This is a genomic window from Bifidobacterium angulatum DSM 20098 = JCM 7096 (assembly GCF_001025155.1).
In the GTDB taxonomy this organism is placed as follows: domain Bacteria; phylum Actinomycetota; class Actinomycetes; order Actinomycetales; family Bifidobacteriaceae; genus Bifidobacterium; species Bifidobacterium angulatum.
On sequence record NZ_AP012322.1, the window covers coordinates 1,793,876 to 1,805,122 of the forward strand.

General features: G+C 61.3%; 11 protein-coding genes. 6 read left to right on the forward strand and 5 right to left on the reverse strand.

Features of this window, described 5'->3' with window-relative positions; translation table 11 throughout:
• Positions 1–63: 63 nt before the first annotated feature.
• The gene (locus BBAG_RS07230) at positions 64–570 is read right to left on the reverse strand and encodes a MarR family winged helix-turn-helix transcriptional regulator (RefSeq protein ID WP_003825035.1); all 507 of its coding nucleotides are present in this window, start codon (positions 568–570) and stop codon (positions 64–66) included.
• Positions 571–655: 85 nt separating this feature from the next.
• Positions 656–1,690 (reverse strand): aldo/keto reductase, encoded by a 1,035-nt coding sequence (locus tag BBAG_RS07235; RefSeq protein WP_003825037.1) that lies wholly within the window; start codon positions 1,688–1,690, stop codon positions 656–658.
• A gap of 351 nt (positions 1,691–2,041) precedes the next feature.
• Here BBAG_RS07235 and thiS point away from each other — a divergent pair, with 351 nt between their 5' ends.
• The 3 genes from thiS to BBAG_RS07250 all read left to right on the forward strand — a co-directional run bounded on the left by thiS (position 2,042) and on the right by BBAG_RS07250 (position 3,987).
• The gene (gene thiS, locus BBAG_RS07240; RefSeq protein ID WP_003825038.1) at positions 2,042–2,236 is read left to right on the forward strand and encodes a sulfur carrier protein ThiS; all 195 of its coding nucleotides are present in this window, start codon (positions 2,042–2,044) and stop codon (positions 2,234–2,236) included.
• Positions 2,237–2,327: 91 nt separating this feature from the next.
• A complete protein-coding gene (gene thiF / locus BBAG_RS07245) occupies positions 2,328–3,041 on the forward strand; it encodes a sulfur carrier protein ThiS adenylyltransferase ThiF (protein ID WP_003825040.1) in 714 nt (237 codons plus the stop codon).
• A 31-nt stretch (positions 3,042–3,072) separates the two neighbouring features.
• A complete protein-coding gene (locus tag BBAG_RS07250) occupies positions 3,073–3,987 on the forward strand; it encodes a thiazole synthase (RefSeq protein WP_003825041.1) in 915 nt (304 codons plus the stop codon).
• 159 nt (positions 3,988–4,146) lie between these two features.
• Here BBAG_RS07250 and BBAG_RS07255 read toward each other — a convergent pair whose 3' ends face one another.
• Positions 4,147–5,661, reverse strand: a complete 1,515-nt coding sequence (locus tag BBAG_RS07255) for an amino acid permease (RefSeq protein WP_003825042.1) — start codon at positions 5,659–5,661, stop codon at positions 4,147–4,149.
• Between the two features lie 74 nt (positions 5,662–5,735).
• On the opposite strand from BBAG_RS07255, the gene BBAG_RS07260 reads away from it, so the two are divergent.
• From BBAG_RS07260 to rlmH, 3 genes are all read left to right on the forward strand, one after another.
• On the forward strand, positions 5,736–6,851 hold the full coding sequence (locus BBAG_RS07260; protein ID WP_003825043.1) for an FAD:protein FMN transferase: 1,116 nt from the start codon (positions 5,736–5,738) through the stop codon (positions 6,849–6,851).
• A gap of 83 nt (positions 6,852–6,934) precedes the next feature.
• The gene (gene upp / locus BBAG_RS07265) at positions 6,935–7,576 is read left to right on the forward strand and encodes a uracil phosphoribosyltransferase (RefSeq protein ID WP_003825044.1); all 642 of its coding nucleotides are present in this window, start codon (positions 6,935–6,937) and stop codon (positions 7,574–7,576) included.
• A 278-nt stretch (positions 7,577–7,854) separates the two neighbouring features.
• On the forward strand, positions 7,855–8,334 hold the full coding sequence (gene rlmH / locus BBAG_RS07270; protein ID WP_003825045.1) for a 23S rRNA (pseudouridine(1915)-N(3))-methyltransferase RlmH: 480 nt from the start codon (positions 7,855–7,857) through the stop codon (positions 8,332–8,334).
• 198 nt (positions 8,335–8,532) lie between these two features.
• Here the strand turns inward: rlmH and BBAG_RS07275 are convergent, their stop codons facing one another.
• Positions 8,533–9,606, reverse strand: a complete 1,074-nt coding sequence (locus tag BBAG_RS07275) for a glycerophosphodiester phosphodiesterase family protein (protein WP_003825046.1) — start codon at positions 9,604–9,606, stop codon at positions 8,533–8,535.
• A gap of 53 nt (positions 9,607–9,659) precedes the next feature.
• Positions 9,660–10,805 carry a glutamate--tRNA ligase family protein gene (locus BBAG_RS07280; protein ID WP_070099559.1) on the reverse strand — a complete coding sequence of 382 codons (1,146 nt, stop codon included), beginning with the start codon at positions 10,803–10,805 and terminating at the stop codon, positions 9,660–9,662.
• Positions 10,806–11,247: the final 442 nt, after the last annotated feature.

Sequence of the window (11,247 nt, forward strand, 5' to 3'; positions counted from 1 at the left end):
GGAACCGGACTCGCCCACCCGCCATATGCCCGCTATTGCTCACGGGAACCGGAACCAGAACCGCTATTGTTCACGGGAACCGGAACCGGGCTCGCTCGCCTTGTCGAACGCCTGCTTCACCTGCTCCGGAGTGGGGCGAGACTTGCCGGGCATGCACAACGTCATATATGTAGTGAATTCGTCGGTAAGATCGATGAATTCGCGCGTCCGGCGCTCCCCCATCTGCGAGAAGATCCAGCAGATCGCCTCACGCATGTCCTCACGCTGCTTGTGTGCACGTTCCTCACCGGTTTTGGTGAGCTTCACGTGCACGCTACGGCGGTCTTCAGGGTCTGGTTCGCGCACGATCTGGCCTTTTTTCTCCAATCCGGCCAGCAATGTGGAGACGCGCCCCGTCGTGGCCCGCATGGCCTGTGCGATCTGCGATGGCGTCATCGCGCCCTTGATATACAGCTCCTGCACCACGAACGGCTCACCTTTGATGCCACGGGACATCTCCCGCTGCATCTGGGAACGCTTGCCCCATGTGGTCTGCACCAACCGATCGAACGCTTCCTGCTCGAACCCCAATGGGCTTCCTCCTTTACACCATAGACAACCGTCATAATATCTTACGGTGTAAACCAATTTGTGGGGGAATCGGACTATTGCGTCATCAGCGCAACCGGGAACCACCGAACACGGCACGATTCAGCCTGGCAAGCTCGTCGCGCGTAAGCTCCAGACCGGTGGCGGCGAAAGAATCGTTGATCTCATGCGGATTACGGGCGCTGGGAATGGTGCACAGACGCTCGTATTGCGCCAGCTCCCACGCCAGCACCACACGCTGATAGGAGCAGCCATGCTCGCCTGCGACCGCGCGGAACGGATCGTACGCACGCTGGTCGAACGCATCAAGGAACCCGCCGAGCGGACTCCAGCAGACGAACGCCAGACCCAGCTCCCTGCAGTGACCCATCGTATGTTCGGGGTCGGGGTGCGACGGCGAGAACTGGTTCTGCACAGCGATCAGCTTGTCGCCGAGCATGGCGCGAGCCGTATCGATCTGCTCGTTGTTCACGCGGGAGATGCCGGCGTATCGGATCACGCCCTCGTCCAGCAGCTGCTTCAACGCGCCGACCTGATCCGCATACGGCACCGCCGGGTCCGGGCCATGCGAGTACAGCAGATCAAGCGCATCCACACCAAGATGCAACGCCGACTCCTTCGCATCACGGATCATGGTCTCCGGACGCGAATCGGCCATCCAGCCATACCTGCTGCCGGCAGCCTGCAAATGCTGACGCTCCTGAGCGCTCTCCCCCTGTGCGCCTTGAGCACCCTGCGCGTCCGATTCGGCCAAATCGGACACCTGCGCAACGGAAACAGGCTCCTCCATCGTGCGACGGTACCCGGTTTTCGTGGCGACCAGCACCTCATCGCGCGGACCATCCCACGTGCGCAACGCGTCACGCACCAGCTGCTCGCCATACCCCAAGTCCTCCGGGGTTCCAGTGCCGGGCCGGCTCGGCAGATAATACGACCATGCGGTGTCGAGATACCGCACGCCCGCATCGAGACCGGCGTGAATCGTCTCGATCGCCGTCTCCCGATCCGGGCGCCCCTCAATCGCCAACGCCATCGTGCCCATGCCGAGCCTGGGAATCGCAAACCCCGCCAATTCGCCCATGTTCCGCGCAATCACCATCATCGTCCCTTTCCATCGTCGGCACATCCGCCACCCATTCTTGCACACGCGCGGCACCCGGCTTGTCGGGCGGGCGCGGGAAGATGAGGGCACAACCGAACGGGAGCCGAAAGGCTGAGAGGGAGCGACGAGCTTCGACCGAGGACTTGATGCGGGTAATGCCGCCGTAAGGAGACGGGTTGTTCGCGCCGCCAGGGCGCATCTCAATCTTCCGTTCGCGATAACCGAATATCGCGTGATCAGGGTCACGGAGGGGCGCACCACCTCATAGGGTACGGCTTCTCTTCGCGACCCTTTTTCGTACCGGATGCCATGCAAACCCATGGCTCCCAACACATAAGAAGGGATAGTCCAATGATCATCAACGGCAAGGAAGAGCAGATCGCCACGCCCATCACCGTGGCCGAGCTGATCGAAAGCAAGGGCCTGCGCGCCGACCGCGTGGCCGTGGAACTCAACGGCGAGATCGTGCCACGCGCCCAGCGTGCGCAGACGCAGCTCAAAGGCACCGACACCCTGGAGATCGTCACGTTCGTGCAGGGCGGCTGAGCGGAGCGCATCACGCAGCCACACGTATCACACGCACCACGCACATCACGACGAACGAACCATAGACAACGAACGGAAGACCACGCCAATCATGACCCTTGAACCATCGGCAACCCCGGAGCAGATCAGCGCCCGCCAGCAGGCGTTCGACAACCAGCCCGACCCCGCCACGCTCGTCAGCCGCGAGGAGATCCGCGCCGCCCTGCTCGACCGTCACACCGCCGCCACACAAGACAAACTCGATGCCGCACATGTGGCCATCTGCGGTTGCGGCGGCCTCGGCTCCACCATCGCGGTGGCTCTGACCCGCATCGGCGTCGGCCACCTGCACCTCATCGACTTCGACCGCGTGGACATGACCAACCTGAACCGTCAGCAGTATTTCCTCAAGGATCTCGGCCAGTACAAGACCGAGGCGCTGCGTTCCAACCTGCGCCAGATCAACCCGTTCACCGACATCACCATCGACACCGTGAAAGTGACCGACGAGAACGTGCCGACGCTGTTCGAGAACGAAAGCATCATCTGCGAGGCGTTCGATGTGCCGGAAAACAAGACGATGCTCGTCAACGCGGTGCTGGAGAACCTGCCGGATAAGAAGCTCGTCAGCGCTTCGGGCATGGCCGGATTCCGCAGCTCCAACCTGGTGAGCACGCGCCGCGTGTCGAAGAACTTCTACTTCTGCGGCGACGGCGAAACCGCCCCCGTGCCGGGTGCCGGCCTGATGGCCCCGCGCGTGGGCGTGGTCGCCTGCCATGAGGCGAATATGATCACCCGCCTGATCCTCGGCGAAGAGGACGCATAACACACGCAAGACACCAACGAAAGGACACACTATGAGCACCGAACACACCATCACCACCGCGGAGAAGGACGTCGCCGCCGCGCCGAACGCCACGCTTGACGAGCTGGTCGGCACCACTACGAACACGGCCATCCTGCCCGAGCCGGACGCGCACGCCTACGACGAGATCGCCACCGGCAGCGCCGATCCTCTCATCCTCGGCGGGCATAAGTTCACCAGCCGTTTCATCCTCGGTTCCGGCCGCTACGATCTGAACCTCATCAAGGCGACCATCGAGAACGCCGGCACGCAGATCGTCACCATGGCGCTGCGCCGCTGCCGCACCACCGAAAACAATCTGCTCGACTACATTCCCAAGGGCATCACCATGCTGCCGAACACGTCGGGTGCACGTAACGCGGAAGAAGCGGTGCGCATCGCGCGTCTGGCCCGCGAGGTGTGCCAAACGGACTTCGTGAAGGTGGAGATCGAGCATGAGGCGAAGTATCTGCTGCCCGACAACGAGGAGACCATCAAGGCCACGAAGCAGCTGGCCAAGGAGGGGTTCGTGGTCATGCCGTACATGTTCCCCGACCCGATCGCCGCAAAGCGCCTGGAGGATGCGGGCGCGGCGTGCGTGATGCCGCTCGGCGCGATGATCGGCTCGAACAAAGGCCTGCGTGCACGCGATTTTATCGAAGTGATCATCAAGAACTCCAATGTTCCGGTGATCATCGATGCGGGTATCGGCCGTCCGAGCCAGGCCGCGGAAGCCATGGAAATGGGCGCGGACGCGGTGATGGCGTACACGGCCATCGCTTCCGCCGGCAATATTCCGCTGATGGCACGCGCGTTCAAGAACGCGATCGAGGCAGGCCGCGAGGCGTACCTGTCCGGCCTGGGCAAGGTGACGGAGGATCATGCCGTGCCGTCCAGCCCGACGAACGAGGCCGACTATATCGGCTGAGTCGCGCATGCGGGGTGCTTAAGCCGAGTCACACGTAGCCGGCCGAGATAACTGTGCGTTTAGCGACAACAACCCGAGGTAAAAATGACAACAACTGTGACTGGAGCGACAGAATCCGTCGCTCCAATCACAGTTGTTGTCATTTCGTCACAGTTACCGTCATTTGGTCTTGCGCAACGCCTCTTTCAGGTCACGATTCTCAAAACGCTCGTGCAGCAGACAGTACCCGCCGAACACCACCAGCCAGACCACGCCGGCGATCGCAGAACCGCGCGTATCGGCCGAGAGGAACAGCGTGACGTACACGAGCACGAAGAATACGATCGCAATCCAATCCGTCACCTTCCATGCCGGCATCAGGAAGCCGTCCGCAATGAAGTCGGCACTCTTGCAGTAGCCGCGATGCGCGAACATCGTGAGCACGTAGATGAAGATCACCACGGCGCTGGCGGCGGACGAGAACAGCACGAACGCGCTGGAAATGCTCGGAATCATATTGATGATCGGCGACAGCAGAATCATGCAGCCGGACACCACGATCGCCTTGGCCGGCACCTTGCGGTCGGAGACCTCGGCAAGACCGCGCATGGCCGGCGCATCGGAATCCTGCGCCAACTGGTACAGGTGTCGGCCTGCCGAATACAGCAGCGAGTTGAGCGACGAGGCGGCGGCGGTGATCACCACGAAGAACACCAGCGCGGCGGCCCAGTCAAGACCCGCGTATTTGAACACCATGATGAACGGGGACGGGTAGGAGCCGTCGGAATTCGGCTTGAAGTTACGCCACGGCACGATCGCCATGATGGCGACCAGCGCACCCACATAGAAGATCAGAATACGCATGATGATCTCGTTGATGGCCTTGGGCAGCACCTTGCGCGGATTCTGCGTTTCGGAGACGGTCACGCCCACGAATTCGATAAGCAGGTAGGCGAAGAACACCATCTGGAAGCTCATGAAGAAGTTCATCCAACCGTTCGGCGCGATGGCGAATCCGTCGATCAGATTCTTCAATGAGACCGAGGCGCCGGGAATGGCACCGTCCACGCCGTCGATGCTGGTAGCCGGGTAGTGGAAGCCGACGATCAGCATGACCACTGCGGTGGCGATAAGGCCCACGATCAACGTGATCTTGATCATGGAGAACCAGAATTCCGCCTCGCCGAACACTTTTACGGCGATGAGGTTGATGGCGGTCAACACCACCAGGAAGCATAGTTCGATCAGCCATTTCCAACCGTGGAGCTCTATGCCGAACATGCGGAAGAACGTGACGAAATACGTACTGACCGCGGTGATTTCCGTCATGCCGGTCAGGATGAGCACGATCCAGTACGTCCAACCGGCGAACTTGCCCCACGCGCGGCCGAGATAGCGCCCGATGAAGTTGATGAAGGTATGCTGGCTGGGGTCGCGGTACATCATTTCGCCGATGGCGCGCATGAGCAGGAACATGATGAGCCCGACGCCGATGTATACGAAGATGATGCTGGGGCCGGTCAGGGCGATGGATTTGCCGGAACCGAGAAACAGACCGGTGCCGATAGTGCCGCCGATGGCGATGAACTGTACATGGCGGTTCGTCAGGCCACGAGACATTTCATTGCCCTCGTCGAGGTGTTCAAGGGATTTCAAATCGGCCGATGAGCCGTTATCGCTGTTCTGAGCTGTCATAATGGGGCTTAGTTTACTCGGCGGCTGGAAACGTTCACGTTACCGTTTACCCGCAGGCAAATCGCGGGTGCTGGATGCTCGGGTTGATTGGAGATGGGATGGAACGCAGCAGAACGACCGACATGTGCACTCTGGCATTCCCTCAGGCATTAGGCACCGGCATCGTGGTGCAAGTCCAACTTCGAATGACCGATTCGGCAGAATCGGACAACCAGCATGCCAATCTCACCTCTCAGATGACCGATTCGGCAGAATCGGACATGCGGGAGGCTGTCGCGGCATTGCTGCGCACGTATGAGCACACGCTGTCGCGCTTTCGTGAGGATTCGCTGGTTGCGGCCATGCGCCGGGCCACCCATGGTGGTTCTTTTGATTTTCCGGATTGGGCGGGCGGTCTGTTCGACTTGTACGATGCGCTGCATGAGGCGAGCGATGGCGCGATCGACCCGTGCGTGGGCGAGGATCTGACTCGTTTGGGGTATGGGCCGGCCTACACGTTTGCCGCGCAGCCCAACGCCCGGGCGTATGCGGGAGCGGTTCACGGGCGGGCCACGTGGCATGGCAGCGTGGAACGGCATGGGTGCACGCTGATCACCCGAGGGCCGGTTTCGTTGGATTTCGGCGCATGCGGCAAAGGGTATGCGGTGGATCTGATCGCCGCATTGCTGCATGATGGCGGCTGCAATGACGAGCGCAATACCGAGCGCAACGCCGATCACCATGCCGGCCCGAATGCCAATCGTGCCGCCGATCGAGCATTGGTGATCGATGCGGGTGGCGATCTGCTGGTGCATCTAGGCCAGTCTCCCGATCAGCCGGTTCCGCTGCGCGTCGCGTTGGAGCACCCGTCCGACTCTACGCAGGCGGTGGGTGTGGCTGAGATTATGGACGGCGCGCTGTGCGCGAGCGCTCCGAGCCGCCGGCATTGGGGCGAGCAGTCCGGTATGCGTCTGCATCATCTGCTCAATGCGATCGACGGTATGCCGGCTGATAGTGTTGCCGCCGCATGGGCGTATGTGCCGCAACAGGCCGCTTTCCCTTGTGCTACGGCTGATGGGCTTGCCACTGCGCTGTTCGTTACGCCGCCGGATCGCTTGCGCGCACGATTCCGTTTCGAGTGTGCGTTCATCGACGCGGATGGCATGCTGCATGCCTCGCGGAATTTTCCCGCCACTTTGTTTCTCGCGTAATCCGCACGTCGTCTCACGCGCAATGCGATGCGAGGAATCACGCCGTTCGCACAATCACTGGAACGGCGGTAGTCTTGGTAACTATGGAATTGCATGTTTTGAATCACCCGCTCGTCGAGCACAAACTGACTGTGCTGCGCGACAAGAACACCGCCTCCTCCACCTTCCGCGAGCTCGTCACCGAGCTCGTCATGCTTGAGGCTTACGAAGCCACGCGTGACATCGATGTGGTGGACAAGCCCATCGAAACCCCGGTCGCTCCCATGATCGGCAAGCACATCGCCTCCCCCGCCCCGATCATCGTGCCTGTGCTGCGCGCGGGCCTGGGCATGCTTGACGGCATGACCAAGATGATCCCCTCCGCCGAGGTCGGCTTCCTTGGTATGAAGCGCGACGAGGAGCACCCCACCCAGCAGATCACGTACGCGAACCGCCTGCCTGAGGATCTGACCGGCCGCCAGTGCTTCCTGATCGACCCGATGCTTGCCACCGGTGGCACGCTGGTCGCCGCAACGCACTATCTGACCGAGCGTGGCGCCAAGGATGTGACCGCCGTGTGCATTCTGGGCGCTCCGGAAGGCCTGAAGTTCGTTGAGGAGAACCTCGATCCGTCCGTCAAGTTCAAGCTGGTGCTGTGCGCGGTCGACGAGAAGCTGAACGACAAGTGCTATATCGTTCCTGGTTTGGGCGATGCCGGCGACCGTCTGTACGGCGTAATCGACTGATCGACTGATCGACTGACCAACTGACCGACTAGCTGCCGGTTGTGCGACCATCGCACAACGACTGCCGCAAAGGGCCGTGCACCCGTAATACGTGCATGGCCCTTTATGCTGCGCACACACAGTTGCGGTTGTTCCACAACTTGTTTCACGGATTGTTCCGTAAGCGATTCCGCCAATCCCGTAACCGATTCCACGGGCCGTTCCGCAAGCCTGACCGCAAACCTGACCACAGCAGACCCCATACCCGAATCCATACCGACCGCAATCGAAGGTGACCCATGCAAATCGACATCATCTGCGTAGGCAAGGTGAAGGAACAGTACCTTCGCGACGCCATCGCCGAATATTCCAAACGACTCGGTCGCTACTGCAAGCTCAACATTCTTGAAGTGGCCGACGAGAAAACACCCGAACATGCCTCTGAAGGCGTGGAACGGCAGATCAAAGCCAAAGAGGGCGAGCGCATCGCCAAGCACATCAAGCCCGGCGCCTACGTGATCGCGCTGGCGATCGACGGCCAGCAGGTCACGTCCGAAGGGTTCGCGCGTAAGATCGACCAGCTGGGCATTCAGGGCGTGAGTCATATCCAGTTCGTGATCGGCGGGTCGATCGGCATGGACGACGCGATCCTGCGCCAGGCGAACTACAAGCTCAGCTTCTCCAAGATGACGTTCCCGCACCAGCTGATGCGCGTGATCCTGCTGGAGCAAGTGTATCGCGCGTATAAGATCAACGCGCACGAGCCGTACCACAAGTAAGGCGTCTGCCGTATCGCGTCACAGTGCGGATAACTGTGACTAAATGACAACAACTGTGACCAGGGTGACACATTCTGTCACTCCAGTCACAGTTGTTGTCACGATTACCTCGTGTTGTTGTCACCCAGTCACAGTTATTTTCCTGTCGCGGCTGTCATCGCAACCGATACTGCGATCGGTATCGCAACCGCAACCGCATCACTCGCCCTGCGGCACGAACGCTTCGAAGATAAAGCGCTCGAACCGTTCGCCGCACGCTTCGAGCTCCTCCTGGCTGCGCACGGTCCAGGCAACCGGCATCGCACCCATCGCACGGGTCAACCGCACCTGTGGCAGTGCGCCGCCATGCCAGTCATAGGCCACGAAATCCGGGCGGGACAGCCAGTCGAACGCCAACGATCCGGCGGCATACCTGCGCACCTGATCCACCGGCGAACCGTTCCGCGCACCGCCCGAAGCCGGCCAGAATGCCAGCTGACCACGGCACACGTCCGGGTGGTTCTCCTTATACCAGTTCACGGCACCCGGGTGGAACGATTCGACCACGAACGGCCCGTCATACGCTTCGAGCAGCGCGTGGCCCTTCTCCATCAGTTCCACGTCACGGTCATCCCATGTGGCGTTGTTTTCGAACTTGTATTCCACAATCAGCGGCACGCGCCCGGCGACCAGTTTCAGTACGTCCGAGAACAGTGGCACATGCTGGTAGTAGCCTTCCGGCGCTTGTGACGGCGTGACCACCAGCGGAGGGTTCTCTTCGCCGCCCGGCAGCAGCGCGGCCCTGGCGTCACCCGGTTCGGCGGTGGGGTACAGCGGGATGCGTGTCAGTTCGCTGTAGCTCAGATCCTTGATGTTGCGCGGATCGCCGGCCACACGCCCCAGATCTGCGTCGTGAACCACCACGACTTCGCCGTCACGGCTGAGCTGAATATCGAGTTCGATGCCATACCCGGCTTCGCAGGCGGCGGCGAATGCGGCCATCGAGTTTTCCGGCGCGATCGGCCCCGGCTTGGTTTCGCTGCCATACCCGGCTTTGACCGCCATACGGCGTGCCAATGCCACGTATTCGCCGCTCTGCTCGGCATAGTCGGCGGTCAGGCCGGAACCGGCGTCGTGCAGACCACGATGCGCATACCACACGTCCGGCACGGTGGGCACGTAATGCTTCTGCTTGTTTTTGAATCCTCGCGGCGCCACGGCCCATACTGCGGCACCAGCGGCACCGGCGAGCGCGGCACCGCCAATCAGCACGTTCCTGAAGACTTTCGACATTGAATGCTCCTTTCTACGAGCCTGAGCCGTTTGGTGAGTTCGGCTATGTGATTTCAGACTACCGCGTGTGCGAGCCAGTCGGGGCATTGTGGCGAGGCTGTGTCGAGTATGCGATCGGCGTGGTTGCGTTGGAGCGGTTCCCAGCTGAAATCGTTGAGCAGGCTGGCCGGCGTGCGGGGTTCCGGGGTGGCGGTGAGCCCGAGCAGGTAGGCGCAGTAGCCGGTGACTTGTTCGGCGGTGACGCCACGTTTGCGTAGGGCGCCCATGTCGAGGGAGCGTTCGCGTTTGGCCAAGCGGCGGCCTGCTGCGTTCTCTATGAGCGGAATGTGTGCGTATTCGGGGTGGGTCGGAGTGGCTGCAGTGGCTGAACTGACTGATACGGCCGATACGGCAGCAAGTCCATTGGCTGCGAATCCGTTGGCCAGCAGCGTGGTGCGAATCCATGATTGCAGCGCGGTGGAACGCAACAGATCGCGCCCGCGCACAATGGAGTCGACGCCCATGGCAAGATCATCCACGGTGACGACGAACTGGTAGGAGAACAGGCCGTCCGACCGGCGGATGATGGAATCGCCGATGCTGTGCGCCAGATCATAGGTCTGCATGCCGAATACGCGGTCGATAAAGGTGACGGTGTTGGCGGGGATGCCTGGGCTGGGCATGGCGAGACGCCATGAGTGGCGTTGGTGTTGGTCGACGCGGCGTGCGGATACCTGCGGTTCGTTTACTGCGAGCGCGTGGCAGGTGCCCGGGTAGATCTGGAATCCGTCGCCTTCCTGCGGGGCGGATGCGGCGCGGATGTCGGCGCGAGAACAGAAGCACGGGTACTGCCAGCCGGTTCCCGTTGTACCGGAAGGGGGTATAAGAGGGGTATTGAAGGGGGTGTGCGATGCGGTGCCGGAATCGGGCGAAGCGCCGGCAGCGGGCGCCCCGCACGGTATCAGTTTCATCGCCTGCTCATACAGGTCAAGACGCTGTGACTGGTACACCGGTTCGCCATCCCAGTCCATGCCGAGCCATGTCAGATCGTCCATGATCCAACGGTCGGCATCCGGCAGTACGCGCGGCGTATCGATGTCTTCGATGCGCAGCACCATGCGCTGCCCGCGCGACCGTGCATCCAGCCACGCGGCCAGCATGGCGACCATATTGCCAATATGCATACGCCCCGAGGGCGTGGGAGCGAAACGACCTGTCATGGTTTCCGAGCCTACACGCCAATCTGCATCATGACGGCAGCCGGTCGGCAGATACAGCCGGCAAGTACAGCCGGCAATCCGACGCTACGCCGCAAACGCACCATCATGCGCAATCCCACTGCACGCATCACATACCCCCCTAATACCCCCTTCATTGCATATCGGACGGCGTACGTGGCAGTAACCGCCCGCAACCACATTGCGCTCCATTCGCGCTCAACACAGTACCCCCCGTTTTACCCCTTCCCGGAACACCACCAAGTAATCTGTTGTTCGCAAACCGGCACGCGCAACCGGCACGCAAGCACCCGCGTAATGGCCAAGGAGGAGAGATGCGAAGCATGGCGATCGTCGACGACTCGCCGACACAGCGCGGCTGCGGCGAGCGGGCAATACCTGTGACTGGAGTGACAACAACACGAGGTGATGGTGACAGCAACTG

Excerpts from the sequence above, each read along its gene's own strand:
- thiF (WP_003825040.1), top strand. The coding sequence starts at position 2,328 with ATGACCCTTGAACCATCGGCAACCCCGGAGCAGATCAGCGCCCGCCAG.
- BBAG_RS07280 (WP_070099559.1), bottom strand. The coding sequence starts at position 10,805 with ATGACAGGTCGTTTCGCTCCCACGCCCTCGGGGCGTATGCATATTGGC.
- upp (WP_003825044.1), top strand. The coding sequence starts at position 6,935 with ATGGAATTGCATGTTTTGAATCACCCGCTCGTCGAGCACAAACTGACT.
- BBAG_RS07250 (WP_003825041.1), top strand. The coding sequence starts at position 3,073 with ATGAGCACCGAACACACCATCACCACCGCGGAGAAGGACGTCGCCGCC.
- BBAG_RS07255 (WP_003825042.1), bottom strand. The coding sequence starts at position 5,661 with ATGACAGCTCAGAACAGCGATAACGGCTCATCGGCCGATTTGAAATCC.
- BBAG_RS07235 (WP_003825037.1), bottom strand. The coding sequence starts at position 1,690 with ATGATGGTGATTGCGCGGAACATGGGCGAATTGGCGGGGTTTGCGATT.
- thiS (WP_003825038.1), top strand. The coding sequence starts at position 2,042 with ATGATCATCAACGGCAAGGAAGAGCAGATCGCCACGCCCATCACCGTG.
- BBAG_RS07275 (WP_003825046.1), bottom strand. The coding sequence starts at position 9,606 with ATGTCGAAAGTCTTCAGGAACGTGCTGATTGGCGGTGCCGCGCTCGCC.
- rlmH (WP_003825045.1), top strand. The coding sequence starts at position 7,855 with ATGCAAATCGACATCATCTGCGTAGGCAAGGTGAAGGAACAGTACCTT.
- BBAG_RS07260 (WP_003825043.1), top strand. The coding sequence starts at position 5,736 with ATGCTCGGGTTGATTGGAGATGGGATGGAACGCAGCAGAACGACCGAC.